Raw genomic sequence first — 22092 nt, forward strand, 5'->3', positions numbered from 1 at the left:
TCGGGTATAGGGGCGTGGTTTGGACCCCTTTGCCAACACTTCGCGCATACCGCCCGCTCCCACAGCAGCCAGTGCTACGCGGTGAGCCGGGCCCTTTTCTTTTATGGGCCTATTCGCCCTGTATGAGTTTCGGGCGCTGGCAAAACCACACAACAATAAACGGATTCGGCCTCCGACGACTTCCACCTACACGAGAAGCGCGAGCCGCCGGTTCCCAATGGCAAACCCGAAATCTGGAAGCATCCACATGACACGCCCTCTGATTCTGCACCCCGACCGTCTGTTTCCGGCCGACCAAGTAAGCCGGGATATCGCGCGCAATCTTTACCAGAGCGTGAAAGACCTGCCGATCATCAGCCCGCACGGTCACACCGATCCGTCCTGGTTCGCCGAGAACCAGCCCTTCGGCAACCCGGCGGACCTGCTGATCCGTCCGGATCACTATGTGTTCCGCATGCTCTATTCCCAGGGCATCCCCCTGGAGAGCCTGGGCATCCGCACCCAGGACGGCACCCCAGTCGAACAGGATCCACGCAAGATCTGGCAACTGCTGGCGGACAACTACCACCTGTTCCGAGGCACTCCATCGCGCACCTGGCTGGATACGGTTTTCCACGATGTGTTCGGGCTGGACGTTCAGCTGAACAGTGAGACTGCCGAGCTGTACTACGAGCGTATCGACAGCGAACTGAAAAAGCCGGAGTTCCTGCCGCGCGCGCTGTTCGAGCGTTTCAATATCGAAGTGATTGCGACCACCGAATCCCCGCTGGACGATCTGCGTCACCACCGGAAGATTCTGGACAGCAGCTGGAAAGGCCGTGTGATCACCGCCTTCCGCCCGGACCCGGTGCTGGATCCGGACTTCGAGGGCTTTACCGATAACCTGGCGCAGCTGGCCGAGATCACCGGTGAAGACACGTCCACCTGGTCCGGCTACCTGGCGGCACTGCGCAACCGTCGCGAGTTTTTCAAGCAGATGGGCGCGACCTCCACCGACCACGGTCACCCCACCGCGACCACCGCGAACCTGTCTGCGGCGGAAGCCGAGGCGCTGTTCCTGCGCGTTTGTAGAGAGGTGAGTGCGGGTAACTGTAGCGCAGAGGATGCCGAACTGTTCCGTGGCCAGATGCTGACCGAGATGGCGCGCATGAGCATCGAGGACGGTCTGGTCATGCAGATCCACCCGGGCTCTTTCCGCAACCACAACAAGGTGGTGTTCGAGCGCTTCGGTCGCGACAAGGGCTGCGATATTCCTTCCCAGACCGATTACGTGCACGCGCTGCAGCCGCTGCTGGAAGCGGTGGGCAACGAGCCGGAGCTGAGCATTATTCTGTTCACCCTGGACGAGACCAGCTACAGCCGCGAACTGGCACCGCTGGCGGGCCACTACCCGGCGCTGAAACTGGGCCCGAGCTGGTGGTTCCACGATAGCCCTGAAGGTATGCGACGCTTCCGCGAGCAGGTGACCGAGACTGCCGGTTTCTACAATACCGTGGGCTTTAACGATGACACCCGCGCGTTCCTGTCCATCCCTGCCCGTCACGATGTGGCGCGCCGCATGGATTGTGTATGGCTGGCGCAACTGGTCAGCGACCACCGCCTGCAGGAAGACGAAGCCTTCGAACTGGCTGCAGACCTCGCCTACAACCTGGCGAAAAAAGCCTACAAGCTTTGATAGGTAGAAAGAAATGAGCCAAGAAAGACTCAACAACAATATTCTGGAAAACCTCCCCGCCGAGGTGATCAAGCCGGCTTACGACCGCAACGAAGTCACTACCGGCATCGTGCACCTGGGCATCGGTGCTTTCCACCGCGCGCACCAGGCGTGGTTTACGGAAAACCGCATTACCGCCGGTGAAAAGGACTGGGGCATTGTGGGCGCGAGCCTGCGCTCTGCCGGTGTACGCGATCAGCTGGTGCCGCAGAACGGCCTTTATTCCGTGGTGGAAAAATCCAACGCGGGCACCAAGGTGCAGATCGTAGGCGCGGTGAGCGATGTGCTGGTGGGCCCGGAAAGCCCGCAGCAACTGATGGAATTACTGGCCCAGAAAAGCGTGCGCATCGTTTCCCTGACCATCACCGAGAAAGGCTACTGCCACGATCCGGCGAGCGGCGACCTGAACCCGCAGCACCCGGACGTGATTCACGATCTGGCCAACCCGCAGGCTCCCAAGTCTGCGCTGGGTTACATCGTCGGTGCCCTGGCCCTGCGCAAGGAGCGCGGTCTGCCGGGCTTTACCGTGCTGACCTGCGACAACCTGCCGTCCAACGGCAAGCTGCTGGGCAATGTGCTGGGACAGTTCGCGGAGAAAGTCGACAGCGAACTGGCGGTGTGGATTGCGGAAAACACCACCACCCCCTCCACTATGGTGGACCGCATCGTGCCGGCCACGACCGACGTGGATCGCGCAGCGCTGGAAGCGCTGATCGGCTGTCGCGATGAGGCGGCGGTGATGGCGGAGCCCTTCGCCCAGTGGGTTGTGGAAGACAATTTTTTGCGCGGCCGCCCGGCGTGGGACAAGGCCGGCGCGACCTTTGTGGACGATGTGGAAGTCTACGAGCTGATCAAGCTGCGCCTGCTGAACGGCAGCCACTCCATGCTGGCCTACAGCGGCTATCTGGCCGGCTGTGAGACAGTGGCAGATGTGATGGCGGTACCGGCCTTCAACAAGCTGGCGCTGCACTTCATGAAGTCTGAGGCCACTACCTCTATCGACGTGCCCGCCGAGTTTGATATTGCCGCTTACCAGGCAGAACTGATCAAGCGCTTCGAGAACCGCGCCCTGCGCCACCGCACCTGGCAGATCGCCATGGACGGTTCGCAGAAGATTCCTCAGCGCTGGCTGGGCACCCTGCGCCACCAACTGGCGAACAACGGCCCCATCGAGGTGCTGAGCTTTGCGCTGGCCAACTGGATCCGTTACGTATCCGCGGTGGACGAGAAAGGCAATGCCATTGAGGTTTCCGACCCGCTGGCGGCGGAACTGAAAGCAATCTGCGATCAGTACAAGCCGCAAGGAAATGAAGCACTGGCCGCGAACTTCCTCGCATTTACCCCGGTGTTCGGTGACGACCTGAAACAGAGTGCAACCCTGCAGGAGGCAGTGGTGAATTGGCTGAACAAACTGGATGCACAGGGCACACTGGCCTGTGTGGAAGAAGCGTTCGCGAGCCTGTAAGACTGTAAGTTTTTGTGATCTATCTGCCGGTGGCGGTTTTCGATTCGACTAAAGCCATGCCGGCCTTTCCTTCAGGAATCAAAAAGTTTGTCGCCTTTAATCCCGCAGCCTGGGCTGCGGGATTTTTTATGCCATCCGAAATAAAAAACCATCACTCGTTCGACGGTTTACCTATTGTTGCCAGAATACCCCCATCCACGTAAACCACCTGACCGTTGACGAAATTGCTCGCGTCACTGGACAGGAACACCGCCGCACCCTGCAGGTCTTCCGGGTTGCCCCAGCGGCCGGCCGGGGTACGGCCGATAATAAAATCGTTAAACGGGTGGCCGTCGACACGGATCGGAACGGTCTGGCTGGTGGCGAAGTAGCCGGGGCCAATACCGTTCACCTGGATATTGTGGCGTGCCCACTCGGTGGCCATATTCTGGGTCAGCATTTTCAGGCCGCCCTTGGAGGCTGCGTAAGCGGAAACGCTATCGCGACCCAGTTCACTCATCATGGAGCAAATATTGATGATCTTGCCCGCGCCGCGCTCGATCATACGGCGCACCACCGGGCGGCTCATCACCATCACACCGGTCAGGTTGGTTTCCAGAACCTTGTTCCATTCGGACAGTTTCATTTCCAACAGCGGTACGCGGCGGATAATACCGGCGTTGTTGACCAGCACATGAATCGGGCCCTGCTCCTGTTCGATCACTGGCACCATTTCGTTCACTTCGTCTTCGTTGGTGACGTTGAACAGGTAGCCGTGGGCGTCATAGCCTTTTTCACGCAGTTGCGCGACGGCGCCATCGAGTTTCTCCTGGGAGGAGTGACCGGTGATCACCAGCTTGGCACCGGCGTTGCCGAGGCCTTCCGCCATGGCCATGCCGAGGCCGTGGGTAGCGCCGGTTACCAGGGCGAGTTTTCCGGTTAAGTCAAACAGTGACTTGGACATTCTTTAACTCCAATTCTTTTGGTAGATGCGCTGCGCTTATCTACCCTACGGACTTCTGGATACCGGCCTTCGCCGGTATGACGCCGAAAATAATTCTTCGTCATCCAGGACTTGATCCGGGATCCAAGTGGGAAAAGGATCAACGCAACTCGTGGGGCTGCACAAAATCCATATCGTCGTAATCCAGGTTTTCACCCGCCATACCCCAGATAAAGGTGTAATTGGCGGTACCTACGCCGGAGTGCAGTGACCAGGTGGGAGAGATCACCGCCTGCTCGTTGTGCATCCAGATGGTACGGGTCTGCTGGGGCGGGCCCATGAAATGACATACCGCCTGACCTTCCGGAACATTGAAATACATGTAGGCTTCCATGCGCCGACTGTGGGTATGGGCCGGCATGGTATTCCAGACACTGCCCGGCGCCAGCTCGGTCATACCCATCTGCAATTGGCAGGTCTCGATGACACCGTGTACCAGCAGCTGGTTGATCACCCGCTGGTTGCAGGTTTCACTGGTGCCCCGCTCCATGACGTTCGCGTCGGCTTTGCTTACTTTTACCGTTGGATAGGCACGGTGTGCCGGCGCGGAGTTCAGGTAGAACTTGGCCGGATTGGATTTGTCCGCACTATTCAGTTTCACTTCGACGGAACCACGCCCCACGTAGAGAGCTTCCTTGTGACCGATCTCGTGTACCGTGCCATCGACTTCCACAGTGCCGGCGCCACCAATATTGATGAATCCGATCTCGCGGCGCTCGAGGAAATACTCGGAGCGCAGCTCCTCGACGGTTTCCAGTTGTACGGTTTTCTCCACCGGCATGATGCCGCCAACGATCATGCGATCTACATGGGTGTAGGTAAGGCGCACGGTATCCGCCTCGAAAAGTTTCGGTACCAGAAACTCTTTACGCAGGCGGTCGGTATCGTAGTTCACATAGTCACTGGGGTGACTGGCGTAGCGCTCATCAAATACGGTGGTCATGAAACTTTCCCGGAACTCTTTTTAACAACGTTTGGTTTCAAATAGTAACTTTTAAGACTTAAGAATCTGACTTCAGCAGCTTGTACATCTCGACGCCGGAGGTAATAAACGGCGCGGTGCCTTTGGGGTCGTCGTCGTAAATCGGCTCGCTCATGTAGTATTCGTAGCTGCCGTCGCGACCAAAACCGAGGCCCGCCACCTGGCACATATCGGTGATGCTGATGGTGCCGTCGGCGTGTACCTGTACAAACTCATCCAGCAGCCCCTGGTAGGCTTTTTTCGCCGTGGCCAGGTACTTGTCTTTCGGCAAGTAACCCTGGTTCAGCGCCTTGGCGTAGAAGTAGGTGAACATGGTGCTGGCGGTGGATTCCAGGTAGTTCCCACGCTTGCCCGGCATGTCGATGATCTGCCACCAGGTACCGGTTTCCTCGTCCTGGTATTTTTCGATCACCGGTGCAATCTCAGCAATCATATTCAGCAGGTACTGGCGCTCTTCGGTGTTCTCCTCAGGGATAAAGTCCAGCACGTCCACCAGCGCCATGGCCAGCCAGCCCATACCCCGAGCCCAGTGGTAGCCTGAAAGTCCGGTTTCCTTATCAGCCCATACCTGCTGACGCTTTTCATCCCACGCGTGATAGAACAGACCGGTTTCCGGGTCTTTCAGGATTTCGTTAACCAGTTTGAACTCAGCCAGCACCTCTTCCACGTTGGGCTCTTCGTGCATCAGCTGCTCATACTGGGCCAGGAACGGAATGCCCATGTAAACGCCATCCAGCCAAACCTGATGCGGGTAGATTTTCTTGTGCCAGAAGGCACCGGCGCTGGTGCGTGGGTGGTGCTCCAGTTGCTCAAACAGGGTATCGACGGCTTTTTTGTAGGCAGGATTCTGGTTGCGCTCGTACATGCGCAGCAGCATGGTGCCGGCGCGGATGCTGTCGATATTGTATTTTTCCTGTACGTAGCCGTTGATGCTGCCATCTTCGTTGACGAAGGAACCCATCACGGTTTCCACGGCGTCCGCGTAGCGGGCTTCCGGCGCGACCTGGTTCAACTCATCATAGGCCTGCATCACCATACCGGTGGTGTACTCGAAGTAGGACGGGCGCTTGCGGATGTGGTCGAAGCCACCGAAGCGGTAGTCCAGGGTTTTGCGCTCAAGTTCGGAGTCCGCCAGCTTTTTGCTCCATTCCAGGGCCACTTCGGCGGTCAGGGGCTTGTCGGTTTCGGCAACGCTCGCCGCAGTGATCAGGCGCTGACGCAGCGGCATGGTGAGTTTTTCCGCTTCCTGCTTCAGGTAAGTTTCAAACTCGGCCTTGGTGGTGATGGGGCCGTGCCTGCTTTCTGCTTCGTTGGCCCAGGCGGCGAGGAAGTAGTACTGCACCTCATTGCCTGCCGGTTTCAGAATCGCCACCTGGTTGTGCGCGTCGGTGGTGGTTTCCTTGATCAACTTGTTCTTGGCGATCACTGCCATACCGAGGTTGGCGCCGTCGAGGCTCTGGGGGCCGTAGGTTCCGATATAGGTGTAGGCGTGGCCGGTAATATCGGTATCACCTAAAATCAATTCGGTCCCTTCGTGGTTTACGATACCCGCCACAAGGTTGTCCAGTTCTTCACTGGTTTTTGCATTCACTTCCACCAGACGACTGCCGGCGTGCATGGACAGTACGGCGGTCAGGTCTGTCTGCTGGTCGGCGGTGGGTTTCCAGCCTTTGTACTGCGCTTTAAACGAGGAGTAGAGCTCGCCGTTTTCGGCGATGTCTACTTGCCAGTCCTGTACGTCACTCACGCGAATCACTTTTTCGCCATCCCAGTAGCCGTAGCCGCCGACGCCCACGGAGCCGCCCACTTTCAGCACGTCCATGCCCCAGTCGGCCGGTTCATGGTAGGAGTCAAAACCGTCCTGGCCTACGCCCTGCAGTACCGGGGTCCGCACTTTCTTGCCGAAAATATCAAAGCCATTGCGCCAGTCGAGGTACACGCGGTAACCCACCAGGTCGGATTCAATACCGGGACCTTCGTAGCGGATAAAGTAGGAATGGTCGGTGTGCTCTTCAGGCACATCGAGGGAGCTTACGTTCTGGAAGCTGCCGCCTTTATATTCACGCTCAACCCACTCTCCACCCACCTTGTGGGAAATTTCGGCCTGGGTGCGTTTCTCGCCTTCTGCCGGCGCATCGGCTTCGGCGATACGCAGTTTCAGAGTTTCATCGACGGCAACATCTACAGTGAAGAGGATGCCGTCTTTGCTGCCATCGGCATCTTTGTCGATGGTCTGCACGGGAATCCGTTCAGCCTGATTCCACACCGCAATCGGAGAGGTAAAACCGGCTTCAAGTCCGAGTTCGTAGAAGCTGAGATAAACCGCTTCGTCCAGGCGCGGGAAATCTGACGGGTTGGAAAGTTCCAGATTGGCGATAGCGCTGGGCTTTTCTGCAGCCGGAGCCGCAGCCTCTTCCGGGAACTGCGCGGCCTTTTCGCCACAGGCAGTCAGGGTCGCCGCGGTGAGCGCGAACACAAGGGCATTCAGACCCCGCTTGCTTTGGGACGGATCAAACAGTTTCACAGACATCTCCACAAATTCGGGTTTTATTCTGTTGTTTGCCATTCGAAAAAAGAACGGCGGTAAATCGAAAAACGGCCGGGTGCGACTTCGAATTCTAAACACCGGTGTTTCCACCGGCAGAATCCCTGCACCCGGCCGCTCTATTCAGTACTGCATCGAGCTCTTAATCGTTACTTTTTAATTAAAAGTTCGGATTAGAACTTGTACTGAGCACCTACGTAGTACTGACGACCGGTAGTGTGGTCAACCACGATACGACCGGAGCTGTCGATCATCTGACGGTTGGCTTCGTTGGTCAGGTTGATACCTTCGAAGCTCAGCTTCCAGTTGTCATTCACGTCGTAGCTGGCTACGAAGTCGATGTTGCCAGTACCTTCGGTGTACTCGGTGTCGTTACCGTTACGCACAGCCGCCGGAGATTGAGTCAGGTAGTCGCTACGTTTGGCGTAGGAAACACGTGCGCTCCAATCTTCGTTTTCGTAATAAACAGTGGCGTTGTAGGTATTTTTGGACATACCGGTCAACACGTCGTACATCGGGTCTTCTTTGGTGCCGTAATTCATCTCGGAATCTACATAGGTGTAATTCAGGATAAGGCCGTAGTTGTCGAAGAACATTTGCTGATACTGCAGCTCGATACCGCTCAGCTCACCACCTTCACCGTTTACGTTACGAGAAACATCCCAGATACTGGTTTCGTCATAACTACCTTCATCGGCAAGCGCAGACGCGTCCAGGCCAGTTTCAGCCCAGGAAATACCGGAGTCGGTCTGACGGGTAATGAAGGAATCGATATCCTTATAGAAATAGGCTGCTGCGAATACCGCCTCATCAGAGAAGTACCACTCGTAAGACACGTCATAAGCGCGGGCACGGAACGGATCCAGTTTCGGGTTACCGTAGCTGATGCTGCCGTTAAACTGGTCAATCTTACCGCCCGGAGTCAGGGTACCCAGAGACGGTCGCGCCATGACGTCGGCCACGGAGAAGCGCACGACCATGTCTTCATGAACGTCCAGCGCCAGATTCAGAGATGGCAGGGTATCGTCATACTCGTTTTCGGCAGTGACGCCAACCAGGTTGCCACCAATGTCGGCGAGACCTGCGGATTCCACTTCAGTAGTTACCTGACGCACACCCACATTTCCGCGCAGCGGCAGACCCGCAACTTCATAGCTCCAATCCAGCTGCACAAAGTAGCCAAGGCTATCTTCTTTCACGTTGCGGATATCTTGCGCACGTGGTGCCATACCGGCCGCAACTTCGTCAGCATAAGTGGCCAGGGTGGAATGCACATCGGGGGAGAACCAGCTGATACCCTTCATACTGGTTGTGCTACCCGCGAGTTCAGTTGCGGAAATACCGCTGAACTTCGGACCAGAGCGCATTTCAGCCACATCGAACTCAAAGCTTTTCTGAGACACGCCACCTTTCACCGTCATGGTGTCGTTCAGATCAAACTCCAGATTGAACGCCGCGGTGTCAAAGCTGTTATCCACAGTGTTTGGACGATGACGCAATTCAACGAAGTCAAAATTGGACGGGTCGGAAGTATCAAAGTCCGCAAAATCAATGCTACCGCCGGAGGTGGTGGCGTTGTAGGTAAAACTGTTCTGCACATTGATTGCATCAACGATGGCAGTGGTCTGCATCGGGTTGCTGTAGTTGGACTCGGATGTACCCCAAAGGACATCACCGCGCAGACGATCGGTAAACTCGTGAGATGCACGGATTGATACTTGGTCGAATTTGGTTTCCAACTCATCGAAACGATGCTCAACACGTAGATCGTAATTATCTACCGTCATGGAAGTAATGGTTCCATTACTGTCCATGGTGTAATCCGTCACATCGTATTCCGGGTAGTTGCCGCCATCCTTCAAGCTAACAGATACAAACTCTTCTTCACGAGTAGCGTCGAACCGAGAGGTCAGATAATCAACCAGAATTTCGGTGCTTTCGGTGGGACGGAACTGCAGAGTACCGGTAAAGCCCTGGCGCTCCTGCTCGTGGGTAAACTTGCCGTAGCGCGGAATACGTGGGAAGAAACCTTCGTTCAGTGCTGCCAGCTCACTGTCATCCGCACAGGCAGAGCAATTGGCAATTTCTTCACTGGCAGTCCAGCGCACTGTGGAGAAACCTTCCTCCAGAATATTGCGATCGGAATAGGAGTAAGAAGCCATCCAGCCGAACGTCTCGGCTTCGTTCTTGCCGCCTACCAGGAAGGAGGTACGCGGATTCGCTTCCTGTGACTGGCTGTTATAGCCGTACTGCATATTGGCCGCGAAAGTAAATTCATCAGCCATGTCCAGCGGTCGGCCGGTACCCAGGTCAACGGTTGCACCCAGGGAACCCTCGTCGAGATCAGCCGCCATGGTTTTGTGAACGGTCAGATTGGAGAACAGCTCGGAAGCAAAGGTGTTGAAGTCAAAGGTACGATCGCGGTTCGCGCCGCCGGAGGAATCGGCACCGCCGGTAGTGGAAATCGCTTCCAAGCCGTTGATGCGCACACGAGTGAACTGGGAACCCAGACCACGAACGGCGATGTTACGGCCTTCACCCGCGTCGCGGGTAATGGCTACGCCGGGAATACGTTGCAGGGATTCCGCCAGGTTGAGGTCAGGGAAATCGGCGATGTCCTCCGCCAAAATGGTGTCTTTGCTGCCTACGGCATCGCGTTTCTGGTCGAGGGCTTTCGCGAGGCTGGCACGGTAACTACCGGTTACCGTGATCTCTTCCAGGGCTGCATCGCCAGAGGTATTTGCTTCCTGTGCAAAGGCCGGTACCGCGATCATGGCCATCGCAAGAGTGAGTGGTTTCAGCTCGAAGGTCTTCATGACTCTCATCTCCGCTTATCGTCGTTATTTTGGTAAAACCTTTTTTGGTAATACCGCTTATTATCAATGCAGGTCGATAGTCTCACACGGATTACCAACTATCAACTTTTGGCAGACCAATTTATGTTTGTTTCCGCTCGATATTTAATCGACACGAAGAATAGCGCGCCATATTCGACAGATCCAGCGCGGAAGGGGCCGCGCTGGACGACTTAATAAGGGAAGATCTGGACGGGCCAGAGGGACAAATTAGCCGGGCTGGAATGGCTGACCATTAATCGCCACATTGTTCACGGTCAGGCCAGTTACCTCTTCGATCACACCAAGAGAATCGGCGTGATCAATGCGGCTGTTGGAAATTTGCAGATCGCGGATCGGCGCCCGCTTAAAGCCTCGAATCTGGAAGGCGCGCTTGGCTTCCTTGCACACCAGGTTTTCCACCTGAATGTTGTAGACAGCGGGATCGAAGGCGCCTTTATCACCCTCTTCGTAATAGAAGTTGATAACGATAACGTCCTTGACCTCTCCGATGGTCAGGTTGCGCACGTAGATGTCATGGATCTCGCCGCCACGCACCGAGTTGGTCTTGATACGCAGGCCGCGCTCCAGGTGCGGGCTGCTCATCACACAGTCCTCCAGGAAGACATTGCGCACACCGCCGGAGATCTCGCTGCCCAGCACCAGGCCGCCGTGCCCATCGCGCATCTGACAGTTCCGCACCACCACGTTCTCGGTCGGCACATTGACCCGACGGCCATCCGCATTGCGACCCGACTTGATCGCGATACAGTCGTCGCCGTTATCAAACAGACAGTCCTCGATCAGCACATTGCGACAGGACTCCGGATCGCAGCCGTCGGAGTTGGGGCCATGGCTTCTCGTAGTTACACCGCGCACGGTAAGGCCGTTGCAGAGTACCGGATGAATCACCCAGAAAGGCGAGTTCTCCAGGGTGACGCCCTCGATCAGCACACTGTCGCACTCGTAGAACTGCACCAGAGGCGGACGCAGGAAGGAACCTTCGGCATACATGCGCTCGGCCACCGGTACGCCAGCCTCAACATCTCTCATCAGTGCATCCCGCGGACCGTGCTGGGTATCGCCTTCGTTGGTGCTGTTGTCGCACTTGGTGTTCTCGCCCTTCCAAGGCCACCAGGTGTTGCAGTCGGCACCGCCGTCGATCAGCCCCTTGCCGGTCAGGGCAATGTTTTGGCACTTGTGGGCGTAGATCAGCGGGGAATACCCCATCATCTCCATACCCTCCCAGCGGGTTTTTACTGCAGGCAGATAGCGCTCGGGCTCGGGAATGAAATGGATTTCCGCCCCTTCCTGCAGGTGCAGTTCGGTATTGGAAACCAGGTGGATGGGGCCGGTGCGGTATTTGCCCGCCGGTACCACAATGCGTCCACCACCCGCCTTACGACTCGCCTCCACCGCGGCAGCAAAGATTTCGCTGGCATCCTCGCCCTCCCCCTTGGCACCGAGTTCCCGCAGATTGAAATCCCGCGCGGGGATTGCCGGCAATTTGATGTCTGACAGGATTTTCGGCACTGGGGCCCAGGGACCGGAATACTCCGCTCGCGGTGGCCGGCTCATGGCAACCGCCTGAGGCAAAAGCCCGGGTATGGCGGGTAGCGCCGCGGCGGCGGCCAGTGATTGCAGAAAGACTCGACGATTGAGTCCGGTCATAAATACCTCCCGGGCGTTATTGTTTTGCAGATGTAGAATCGGGGTTCATCGCTGTCGGGCCTCACAAAAATGGCAAGACCAGTGTGAAAATCGCCCCAATACTGTCATACCAATTTTTCCGGGGCAACAACCAGCTGGTCACGCCAGCGTTCACTATGCGCGTGTATTCAGCAGCGGGAACCCCAGGGCAACCGGGCCAAAGACAATTCTTCAGGCAAAAAAAAGCCGGCACTGAGCCGGCTTTTTCGGAGAGAGAAGAGCGTTAAGGCAGTGCAAAGCGCTGTCGCGCCGCGCTCATTTCACGGCGCGCCTGCTCCAGTGCCTCAGCTTCGGTGGCGTCGAGCAACTGCTGAACAACCCGCTGGAGGTGATCGCGCATGGCATTGCGCGCGCCGTCCGGGTCGCGACTCTTGATCGCTTCCAGAATTCGACGGTGCTCCTCAATACGAGGTTTGGAGCCAGCCTGACGCACTTTCTCCAGGATGCGGGCGGAAACCGATGAACTGTTGCGCAACTTCCACAGATGCTCACACACAGAAACCACAGCGTCATTGTGGGTGCACTGCGCAATGTGCAGGTGAAACTTCTCATCCGCTACTTCAGCACTGGATTCAGTCGCATTCTCCGCGACCATTTCTTCCAGGATGGACTCCAGCTGCTGCACTTCCTCATCGGTCATCTCGCGTGCGGCCAAGCCCGCGGCCTCACCTTCGAACATCATCCGCGCCTGCAGGATCTCGAACGCACCGATATCGCTCTCTCCGGCAGAAAATGCACTGGCTTCCGTGTCAGTCACATACACACCGGATCCACCTTTGACCTCCACGCAGCCCGCCAACTCAAGGGCGATAATGGCCTCGCGGACGGTGGGGCGACTGACCTCAAAACGCTCCGCCAGCTTGCGCTCCGCGGGCAGACGGGTACCGGCCGGGTAATCACCGGCGGCAATGGCAGCGGCCAGTTTTTCGGCCACCTGTTGATAAAGTCTGGCACCCTGCATCTAACTTCTCTCCTGCACTATTGGCTGCATCTGTTCTTGTTGGATTCGCGTTCCGGGCGCACAAAACTCGGGGCAACGCCGGCGCAGCCCGTGGCTCTCCGGTCGCGTGCCACCGGCCGCTCTCCAGCCGCTACTCGTAAATGGTAATCCCGTTTGAGCCGAATTCAGACAAACCTGCCTGACCCATCCGGACCCGCCAACAGCCCCGCCTTACCAGGTCGCAAGCCCCTTGAACCGAAGGCTTTCGAACGAATCGGTGCATATATATAAGTTGCGGAATATTGCACGGATTCTAGCAGATGGGGTTTAACCACCACAATACAGAAATAGCCAGCACAGTCTTACCAAATTGGTCTACCCTTCCGATTGCGGCCTTACCAATATAGTGTTAGATTGCAACCAATCATAACGACAACTGACCGCAAGTCCTTTTCAGCGGAGTCAGGACAAGATGGATCTCATTCATATACATACCGACGATAACGTCGCCGTCAGCAAGGCGCCTCTGCCCGCCGGCACGCTGGTCAACTGGCACGGCAGTATGATGCCGCTGGTGACCGATGTACCCGCCATGCACAAGGTCTGCGTGCGCCCGATTGCAGCGGGCCAGCCCGTAATCAAGTACGGCCAAGTTATCGGCTTTGCGCGGGAGGACATTGCTCCCGGCACCCATGTGCACGAATTCAATATGCAGGCGGGCGACCATCAGGTGGAGCACGACTTCTGCCGGGACTATGTGCCGACGGAATACGTCGCGCCAGAGCTGCGCGCCACATTTATGGGATACCGGCGCCCCACAGGCAAAGCCGGCACCCGCAATTATCTCGCCGTGGTTTCCACGGTAAATTGTTCGGTGACGGTGTCCCGGGCAATCGCCGCGCATTTTCGCGATAGTAGCAAGCTGCGTGATTTCCCCAATGTGGACGGTATTGTTGCTCTGGGCCACGACAGTGGCTGCGGCATGTCCACTTCCGGCGAAGGCTACCAGACCTTATTGCGCACCCTCCACGGCTATATCGCACACCCGAATTTTGCCGGCGTTCTACTGGTTGGCTTGGGTTGCGAGGCCATGCAGATCGGTAGCCTGATGCGGGAAACCGGTCTTCAGGAAGGCGACAACTTCCAGGTGATGACGATCCAGCAACAGGGGGGTACTCGCGCGGCGATCGAGTCTGGCATCGAGCGCCTGACTGAAATGCTGCCGGCTGCCAATGCTTGCGAGCGCGAGGTCATCCCGGCATCCGAACTGACCCTGGCGGTTCAGTGTGGCGGCAGTGATGCCTACTCAGGAATTACCGCCAACGCCGGCCTCGGCGCTGCTGCAGATATTCTGGTGCGCCAGGGGGGCACCGTGATCTATTCGGAAACCCCGGAGATTTATGGGGCGGAACATTTGCTCACTCGCCGTGCCTGCTCTCCGCACGTCGCGCAAAAACTGGTGGAGCGGATTAAATGGTGGGAGCATTACACCGCAATCAATGGTGTGGAACTGAACAATAACCCATCCCCGGGCAATAAAGTGGGCGGCCTGACGACTATTGCCGAAAAATCACTGGGCGCACAGGCAAAAGGCGGCACTACCGCACTACAGGACGTTTACCTGTATGGTGAGCAGGTGCGCGAAAAAGGGCTGGTGTTTATGGACAGCCCGGGGTTCGACCCGGTATCCGTCACCGGGCAGGTGGCGAGCGGGGCGAACATCGTGTGCTTCACCACCGGGCGCGGCTCGGCATTTGGTGGCAAACCGGTGCCGAGTATCAAACTGGCGAGCAATTCGAACCTGTTTGAGCGTATGCGTGAAGATATGGATATCGACTGCGGCGGTATACTGGATAAACGGTTCACCGTCGCCGAGTGCGGCGAGATGATATTTCAACATATTCTGGCAATCGCTTCCGGCGAGCAGAGTGCCAGTGAAAGGCTGGACTACGGCGACAATGAATTTGCACCCTGGCATATCGGCGCGGTGGTGTGATGCCATCCAGTCCGCCACAAAAAAACCGGCATCAGATGCCGGTTTTTTTTGTGGCCATCGATGGGCAAACGGCAGTAATCAGGCCGTTTCCAGCTCCCGTGGAAAATCCACCAGCGCCGACTGCAGATAGGCAGGCGTGCACTTGGGACATTGCTTGTAGACAAAGGCTTTACGTGCGCGGTGATATTCTGCCTGCGGATCAAAGAAAGTGCGCCGCATAATCTCCAGCTCCTCACGACGATAGGCTGCCAGGGGCTTGATCCGCTCATCCTCGGCGCGACGCTCCCGTTTCTCCGTCAACAACAGGCTGACGCTTTCCGGTGCGGCCAGAGCAGTGCAGTAATCTCGCAACTCACGGTTAAAGGCCAACGGATCTTCCGAAAACAGCAGGTCTGCATAACCGTCCTCCAGCGCCTCCGAGGCAAGCACCGGCATACAGGATGTGGTGTAGCGCTTCGCCATCTCGCCACCAACCCGGCGCGGCAACAGGTAGGTCCAGTACTCGGAACCGTATAGGCCCATGGTCTGATAATGGGGGTTGATCACAACCCCATCGCGCACGATGACCAGGTCTGACGCCAGCGCCATCATGGCCCCGCCAGCACCGGCATTGGAGCGCACCGCGGAAACCGTGATCTTGCCCTGGGTATGGATCACCTCTGCAACAAAATCATCGATGGCGTTAATGTTTTCCCAGGACTCCTCGGCCGGGTCATCCGCCGCTTCAATGGTATTGAGATGGATACCATTGCTCCAGAACTCATCCCCGCCCATAAGCACAATCACCTTCACATCGGAAGCCGCCAGCTCGCGGTATTGAGTCAGCAATGCTTTGCACTGCCCGGTGGACATGGCACCGCCGTGGAAGGACCAGAATAGATAGGCCACATTATCGGTGTACTCGACCCAGATATCCTGCACCGCAGGCGGTGCCTCCGGAAGCGCATCCACCGGGTAATCCAGCAATGGCGGAATCACGTCTGCCGCCGGTAGTTTGAAGCTACCGGCGACTTTGGCGTGAGAAAGCCACACCGCACCATCTACCGTTGCCCGACAGATGCGGCCACCGGCACTGACCAGATACGCCCCCGGTGTGCCGGTAAATTCCTGCGCGGCCACGCCGCCGAACAGGTTAACGGTGACCCCGCCGATTTCTTCCCGAATACCGGGCAGGCTATCCGCGGCGCGCAGTTTTTTCAGCACTACCGCGGTGGTGTCCTGCTGCCAGTCAATGGCGCGGTCCTTCTGCGTCATGGTAGGTAACAGACAACCGGGCGCACGGGCTTCATCCAGCGGGCGCGGCACGAAATCATTTTCCATAAAAGACTGGATCGCCTGCTTTACCAATGCCACAGCGGTGGTGGTAACTTCGCGGCGATAAAGGCTGGATTTAGAGGCGCCGGGACGCAGTGGAAAGTTTTGTGTACCCCAGATATCCCCGGCATCCATGGTGTCATTGGCCTGCAACAGGGTGACACCCCAGCGGGGCTGCTCCTGGTGGATGGCCCAGTCCAGCGACGAAGGCCCGCGATCGCCTTCGATGCCGGGATGCACCACCAGACAGGGCAGCTGCTGCCATATCGCATCGGGAATTTTATGTTTTAAAAACGGACAGATGATCAAATTCGGGCGAAAGCGCTCGACCGCTGCTTCCATCTCGGTGTCACTGGTAGCTAGTTGCACCAACAGTTCACACCCGGATCGAGACAGTTCGCGGTGCACGCGCTGACTCAAACCATTGAAAGCACTGCACAGTAGCAGTACGCGCATTTATACCTCCATGTATATTGATTGTTATTATTTACGTCCCCACATGCTTGCTAAATACACGATGAGACAACAGGATAATAATAAAAATTATCCCGAAATCAGCAAGCGATTTAGATTATCTCCCTTCAGTGAGAACCAGGTCCGACTAAATTGTTGCATTAAGTCTGCCAATTTTGCATCAACCCCTGGTCGTAGAAATAAAAAAGGCACGAGTCTCGTGCCTTTTTTATCAGGTTTTTACGGTATTGAACGAATGACCGGTAAAAACGACCTATCGAATTTTTATTCGGTTTCCATGCACCGTGGCGACGGCAATGGATGCCTGCGGGCACCATTGCGGGTCAGGAACGTTCGGGTGCTTTACTCAGCAGTACAATAATCAACGTAGCCAGTGGACCGAACAGCAAACTGATTATCCACCAGAAAAGCCCACTGCGATTTTTTCCCTGGGCAAGCCCCGCATTAATCAGAGACAGCGTTCCCCAGCCAACCAGCCACTCTCGCGACTGGATCATGACCTGATACTCTTCCATGCGGCGGACTCCTTGAACGTGGTGGCTTTAACCGTAAAAAAATCAGGCAGCGTTAGCTGTCCTGCAGGAAACGGGCAATAGTGCGGAAACCGTGCCCCTTGGCACCTTGCGCCCACTGATCGTTGGCGCCGGGAAGGTAGGAGCCGGAAAGATCCATATGCACCCAGCCGCGCCCTTCATCACGCACGAATTTCGCGAGAAATGCAGCAGCAGTGGATGCGCCCGGGGTACCATCCATCCCGACGTTGGCAATTTCTGCAAACCCCGAAGGGATCTGCTCCAGATGAAATTTTTCCAGGGGCAGGCGCCAGGCTTTTTCATTTTCTGCTTTTGCTGCACTCAGCACCTTGTCCGCCATGGTATCTTCCAGGCTCAGTACCGAGTTGTAGTCCCGCCCTACTGCCATTTTCGCGGCACCAGTCAGGGTTGCTGCGTCGAGAATATACTTCGGGTTCTGGTCACTGGCTTCCAGCAGACCGTCCGCCAGCACCAAGCGCCCTTCCGCATCGGTATTCAGAATTTCCGCGGTCACACCATTTCTGTAGGTGATCACATCACCCAGTTTGAAAGCGGTTCCGGAGATCAGGTTCTCCGCACAACACAGGTACAGCTTGACGCGCTTTTGTAATCCACGGGCGATAGCCAGCGCCAGGCCGCCGCTCACCATGGCAGCGCCGCCCATATCAGATTTCATGTGTGCCATACCGGCGGACGGCTTAATACTGTAGCCACCGGAATCAAAGGTAATGCCCTTGCCCACCAGACAGATATCCACTTCTGCATCGCTATTGCCGGTCGGGTTGTAGTCAAGCTGCAGCATGGCGCCGCCACGCACACTGCCACGGCCCACGTTGTAGATCCCCATAAAACCTTCGTCCAGCAGCGCATCACCATCGACGATACGGTAGCTCACCGCGTCCGGGGCAAGTTTCTGCAACATATCCGCAGCGCTTTCGGCCAGTGCCCGGGGGAAGATATTTTCCGGAGATCCGTTTGTGATTTCACGCACCCACAAGCCGGCCGCTTTGCGCGCGTCCAACTCCTTGCGCTCCTCGCCCTCTGCCAGCCCCCAATCCAGGGTGCTCTTGCGGTTAGGGTTGTAGTAACCCGCCCAGAATGCCCAGCGACTCTCCAGGTCCCAGCTGTCACCGGCAAGAGTGATGTCGGTAATGCCCATACCATCCAGACGGCGCGCAGCGCGCTGTACTGCCACCAGAAGACCGCCGGTTGCATCCGTGGCATGAATACGCGCTTCGGATTCCGCAAAGCTCAGCAGTGCATTTTTCCCCCAGTGCTCTGCCGCCGCAGTTGTTTCCAGCTTTACCTGCATCGCCGTTGTCATCTTCACACCTTGCTTGATTTCGAGAAATAGAATGATGGGCAGCCTAAAGGCTGCCTGTGTCTGTGACACTGTATTGGGTCATTCTAGCAGCCTTGCAAGGGCGGTTTGCGCCGCCATGGAAAGTGCCGATAAACTTCACAGGCAAAAAATAACAACAAGGATGTGACTTATGGCCGATGCCTGCCACTACCACTCCAGTGCCGATGCCGTCTGGCACTGCATGGGCTGCAGCAAGGAATACTGCGGCGACTGCATTCCCGGGTCTGTGGATAACTACTATCAGTCCACCCCCAAATGCGTTCTGTGTAATAACCGACTGGAAAATGTCGGCGCGAGTAACAAGGCCAAACCCTTTTGGCAGATGGCGCCCTTCTACTTCCGCTATGCCATCACCTCCGGACCGCTGACGGTTTCCGCTATTTGCGCCGTGGCAGCGCTGGCCATCAGCGGACTTGGCTGGCTTTCTGTACTGGTATTGGTGGCCATGCTGGCGGTGGTGATCCGCTACAACCTGCTGGTGATCGAAAAACTGGCCAGTGGCGACTTGCAAGCCCCCACATTCGGCGACGCTCAGGACGGGCGTAGTGCAGCAGTGTTTGCGCGGGTAATCGGCATGATCCTGGTTGCCGGTGGTGGAGGCGCACTGGTTATGAACACCTTCGGTGCAGGCGCCACACAGGCGTACTCCATCGCGCTGTCGCTGCTCGGCCCCGCGGCAATGATCGTGCTGGCCCTGCAACACAGTCTGCGGGCGGCGGTAAATCCCCTCAAGCTGCTGCACTTTACCCTGATTATCGGCTGGCCCTACTGGCTGCTATGGCTCTCTACCAGTGCGGTCTCTGCCGCACCAGGATTCCTGCTGCCAATTGTTGCCGGCACACTGCCCGTATGGATGTTGCTGCCCCTGCTGGCATTTGCCACCAGCTATTTCTCGATCGTCACCAGTGCCATGATGGGGTATATCTGTCTCACCCGGCAGAAGAAGCTGGGCGTCACCTCCCAGGTGGACGACCAGGACTATCTCGAGGAGCGGGAGTTTGACCGGCGCAAGGGACTTGCAGATGCAAATATCTTCCTGCGCGAAGGGCGATATGAAGAAGCGCGCAAAACTCTGGTCACGGTATTGCGTCAGCAGCCCAATGATATTGCCCTGAACGAACGCTACTATCGCCTGCTACTGGCCACCGATGACAAGAAAGCATTGCGAGAGCTGGGGCCACATCTGCTGGAGCGGTTCGTTACCCTGAACCAGCCCCACAAGGCCGCCGAGTTGTATATGGCTACGCTGCAGTCGCATGGTGCTCCGGCTATCGACAAGTCCCTGTTGCGCCACCAGATCGCCGAGGCGCTCTACCGCCAGCGTCACTTCAAACCGGCACTGGCGCTGGTTAACAACCTGCACAAAGAAGACCCCCACTACACCCGCTTGGATAGCGCATACCTGCTGCTGGCAAAGATCTACATGGATGGATTCAACCGCACGGACAACAGCCGCAAGCTGTTGGCGTTTGTGCGCGGCAAGTTTCCAAAAAGTGCGGTGCTTGGGGAAGTGAAACAGCTGGAGGCGATTCTCGCCGCGGAGAGCGCGCAGCCAGCATAAAAGAGGCTTCGTGGCGGCACCGCTACCGGGTAAAGCCTCGCGAGACACGCCGTGAACCCATCCATGGGGGCTCTGCAAAAACATCCTGTTTTTGAAGGTCTCGCGAGGCTTTACCCGGCATCGGCGCCTTCGCATCAAAGGGTAGAGCTCTAAACCGTCGCCGGCTGTAAGGTACGCGCAAAATCCAGCGCCTTGCGCGCCCGCTCTTCATCGCCGCAACGGCGGTAATGCTCCACCAGGCCATTGGCCAGGCGCGCCATCAGCGGGTGGCGCTGCTGCTTTTGCTGCAGGCGCTGCAGCAGTACTTCCACCAGTTCCCACTGTTTATCCCCCGCTGCGCGCTGAGCCAGCACCAGGCAAACCCCAGAGTTCAATGCACGGGGCTCACGGGTATCGGCGAGGTAGCGCTGTAACCCTTCCGCCACAGGGGCAAATGCCTGCTCCGGATTTTTCGCCAGGGCAAACAACGCCAGCCAGGCGCGGTGATGAGCTTCACTCTCCGGCGCCAGCGCGGTCAATTCAATGGATTTGTGGATAAGTGCCAGGGACTGCGGGTGCTGACGCACCGCGCTGGCGGCGGCCTGACCCGCCTCCAGTAGTTTGCCGCTGTTGTGCAGGGATTCAATGCGCGCCAGCGCCAGCTGCTCTGGTGTCGGCGGCAGATCTTCTTCCACATGTATCTCGCGACTGGGGCGCACGCGGATCAGGGCCATGGTGCAGGCGAAGCCCGCCAGTAGACCGCCGAAATGTGCCCAATAGGCGATATTCTCACTGCCGAAGAAATACCCGAACACTTCCTTGCCCAACCAGAGGGGCAATACCATGAGCGCCGGTGCGGTAAATTCGCCAAAGGCAAAGCCGAGGGTATAAAAGAAGCGCAGGCGGCGAATACCATAGACCGCCACAAACATCCCCATTACCGCAGAGACAGCGCCGGAGGCACCGATCATCGGCATCATGCTGCCCGCTTCCACCCCCATATGCAGTCCGGCAGCGGCAAGGCCGCCCAGCAGATAGAGACCGATAAACCAGGCGGCACCCAACGCCAGCTCCACCGACAGGCCAAACAACAGCAGGAATACCATATTCCCCAGCAGGTGGTCCCAGCCCCCGTGCAGGAACATGTGGCCAATCAGCCCCTTGAGAGTCGGCTCCGCGGGTATCAACCCAAAGGCAAAACTGGACAGGCTGTCGCGCCGCGCGGCAAATTCCTGCCGCTGTGCCAGCCACTCTTGTGCGCCCTCCTGTTCAAGCCGGATCACTAGCCAGTTGTGGAACTCCCGGCTCCACAGCAGTTGCTGGTAAATAAACTCTTCGCCGGCACCCTGCGCCTGGGTACGCCATTCGGGTTTTTCCGAATCGACAAATTCATAGAAGCGCCCCTCGTCCAGCACCGGCAGCTCGCTGGAGAAGTAGAACTCTTCCGCCACCCGCCAGCGGTCTTCGTCGCCGCTCTGATACAGCACGAACACCAATAGATTGACGAGGATCAGCGCAAAACACACCAGTGGTGGCCGGCGCCAGTCGGGTTTGTTCTGGATGGGGATAATCAGCAAGGGCGGGCCTGTGTGGGTTGGGCAGTGGGCCATTGTTATCAGAAGGCACCAGAATACAGGGCCTGGTAACTAAGGTCAGCCCCGGATTCTGCCCGACTGGACACAATGCGGCATTTCACGCCG

At 57.2% G+C, this 22092-nt stretch carries 14 protein-coding genes; 4 read left to right on the plus strand and 10 right to left on the minus strand.

The window, feature by feature from the left end; all coding sequences use genetic code 11:
• Positions 1 to 247: 247 nt before the first annotated feature.
• A complete protein-coding gene (uxaC, locus tag AAFH99_RS01135; RefSeq protein ID WP_043319626.1) occupies positions 248 to 1675 on the plus strand; it encodes a glucuronate isomerase in 1428 nt (475 codons plus the stop codon).
• Between the two features lie 13 nt (positions 1676 to 1688).
• Positions 1689 to 3179 (plus strand): mannitol dehydrogenase family protein, encoded by a 1491-nt coding sequence (locus AAFH99_RS01140; protein ID WP_406828432.1) that lies wholly within the window; start codon positions 1689 to 1691, stop codon positions 3177 to 3179.
• Positions 3180 to 3330: 151 nt separating this feature from the next.
• Here the strand turns inward: AAFH99_RS01140 and AAFH99_RS01145 are convergent, their stop codons facing one another.
• From AAFH99_RS01145 to AAFH99_RS01170, 6 genes are all read right to left on the minus strand, one after another.
• The gene (locus tag AAFH99_RS01145) at positions 3331 to 4122 is read right to left on the minus strand and encodes a gluconate 5-dehydrogenase (protein ID WP_406828433.1); all 792 of its coding nucleotides are present in this window, start codon (positions 4120 to 4122) and stop codon (positions 3331 to 3333) included.
• A 139-nt stretch (positions 4123 to 4261) separates the two neighbouring features.
• A complete protein-coding gene (gene kduI, locus AAFH99_RS01150) occupies positions 4262 to 5104 on the minus strand; it encodes a 5-dehydro-4-deoxy-D-glucuronate isomerase (RefSeq protein WP_406828434.1) in 843 nt (280 codons plus the stop codon).
• Between the two features lie 58 nt (positions 5105 to 5162).
• Positions 5163 to 7667: a DUF4861 family protein gene (locus AAFH99_RS01155; RefSeq protein WP_406828435.1), complete on the minus strand. Its 2505-nt coding sequence runs from the start codon at positions 7665 to 7667 to the stop codon at positions 5163 to 5165.
• A 194-nt stretch (positions 7668 to 7861) separates the two neighbouring features.
• The gene (locus tag AAFH99_RS01160) at positions 7862 to 10504 is read right to left on the minus strand and encodes a TonB-dependent receptor (protein WP_406828436.1); all 2643 of its coding nucleotides are present in this window, start codon (positions 10502 to 10504) and stop codon (positions 7862 to 7864) included.
• 249 nt (positions 10505 to 10753) lie between these two features.
• On the minus strand, positions 10754 to 12193 hold the full coding sequence (locus AAFH99_RS01165) for a glycoside hydrolase family 28 protein (protein ID WP_043319630.1): 1440 nt from the start codon (positions 12191 to 12193) through the stop codon (positions 10754 to 10756).
• A 262-nt stretch (positions 12194 to 12455) separates the two neighbouring features.
• Entirely contained in the window at positions 12456 to 13193 is a 738-nt protein-coding gene (locus tag AAFH99_RS01170; RefSeq protein ID WP_043319631.1) for a FadR/GntR family transcriptional regulator, read from the minus strand.
• Positions 13194 to 13644: 451 nt separating this feature from the next.
• Here AAFH99_RS01170 and AAFH99_RS01175 point away from each other — a divergent pair, with 451 nt between their 5' ends.
• On the plus strand, positions 13645 to 15168 hold the full coding sequence (locus AAFH99_RS01175; protein ID WP_406828437.1) for a UxaA family hydrolase: 1524 nt from the start codon (positions 13645 to 13647) through the stop codon (positions 15166 to 15168).
• A 78-nt stretch (positions 15169 to 15246) separates the two neighbouring features.
• Here AAFH99_RS01175 and AAFH99_RS01180 read toward each other — a convergent pair whose 3' ends face one another.
• The 3 genes from AAFH99_RS01180 to pepB form a co-directional block, all read right to left on the minus strand.
• Entirely contained in the window at positions 15247 to 16938 is a 1692-nt protein-coding gene (locus AAFH99_RS01180) for an enoyl-CoA hydratase-related protein (RefSeq protein ID WP_406828438.1), read from the minus strand.
• 341 nt (positions 16939 to 17279) lie between these two features.
• Positions 17280 to 17471, minus strand: coding sequence for a hypothetical protein (locus AAFH99_RS01185; RefSeq protein WP_043319635.1), 192 nt, complete (start codon positions 17469 to 17471; stop codon positions 17280 to 17282).
• 52 nt (positions 17472 to 17523) lie between these two features.
• The gene (gene pepB, locus AAFH99_RS01190; protein WP_043319636.1) at positions 17524 to 18813 is read right to left on the minus strand and encodes an aminopeptidase PepB; all 1290 of its coding nucleotides are present in this window, start codon (positions 18811 to 18813) and stop codon (positions 17524 to 17526) included.
• A 169-nt stretch (positions 18814 to 18982) separates the two neighbouring features.
• On the opposite strand from pepB, the gene AAFH99_RS01195 reads away from it, so the two are divergent.
• Entirely contained in the window at positions 18983 to 20413 is a 1431-nt protein-coding gene (locus AAFH99_RS01195; protein ID WP_406828439.1) for a tetratricopeptide repeat protein, read from the plus strand.
• A gap of 149 nt (positions 20414 to 20562) precedes the next feature.
• Here AAFH99_RS01195 and AAFH99_RS01200 read toward each other — a convergent pair whose 3' ends face one another.
• A complete protein-coding gene (locus AAFH99_RS01200) occupies positions 20563 to 21969 on the minus strand; it encodes a rhomboid family intramembrane serine protease (RefSeq protein WP_043319638.1) in 1407 nt (468 codons plus the stop codon).
• Positions 21970 to 22092 lie beyond the last annotated feature (123 nt).

This window comes from Microbulbifer sp. ARAS458-1 (assembly GCF_045348205.1).
Taxonomy (GTDB): domain Bacteria; phylum Pseudomonadota; class Gammaproteobacteria; order Pseudomonadales; family Cellvibrionaceae; genus Microbulbifer.

Bases quoted from the DNA above. Each gene is read 5' to 3' on its own strand.
- AAFH99_RS01180 (WP_406828438.1), bottom strand. From the start codon at position 16,938: ATGCGCGTACTGCTACTGTGCAGTGCTTTCAATGGTTTGAGTCAGCGC.
- AAFH99_RS01170 (WP_043319631.1), bottom strand. From the start codon at position 13,193: ATGCAGGGTGCCAGACTTTATCAACAGGTGGCCGAAAAACTGGCCGCT.
- AAFH99_RS01140 (WP_406828432.1), top strand. From the start codon at position 1,689: ATGAGCCAAGAAAGACTCAACAACAATATTCTGGAAAACCTCCCCGCC.
- uxaC (WP_043319626.1), top strand. From the start codon at position 248: ATGACACGCCCTCTGATTCTGCACCCCGACCGTCTGTTTCCGGCCGAC.
- AAFH99_RS01145 (WP_406828433.1), bottom strand. From the start codon at position 4,122: ATGTCCAAGTCACTGTTTGACTTAACCGGAAAACTCGCCCTGGTAACC.
- kduI (WP_406828434.1), bottom strand. From the start codon at position 5,104: ATGACCACCGTATTTGATGAGCGCTACGCCAGTCACCCCAGTGACTAT.
- AAFH99_RS01195 (WP_406828439.1), top strand. From the start codon at position 18,983: ATGGCCGATGCCTGCCACTACCACTCCAGTGCCGATGCCGTCTGGCAC.
- pepB (WP_043319636.1), bottom strand. From the start codon at position 18,813: ATGACAACGGCGATGCAGGTAAAGCTGGAAACAACTGCGGCGGCAGAG.
- AAFH99_RS01165 (WP_043319630.1), bottom strand. From the start codon at position 12,193: ATGACCGGACTCAATCGTCGAGTCTTTCTGCAATCACTGGCCGCCGCC.
- AAFH99_RS01175 (WP_406828437.1), top strand. From the start codon at position 13,645: ATGGATCTCATTCATATACATACCGACGATAACGTCGCCGTCAGCAAG.
- AAFH99_RS01160 (WP_406828436.1), bottom strand. From the start codon at position 10,504: ATGAAGACCTTCGAGCTGAAACCACTCACTCTTGCGATGGCCATGATC.
- AAFH99_RS01185 (WP_043319635.1), bottom strand. From the start codon at position 17,471: ATGGAAGAGTATCAGGTCATGATCCAGTCGCGAGAGTGGCTGGTTGGC.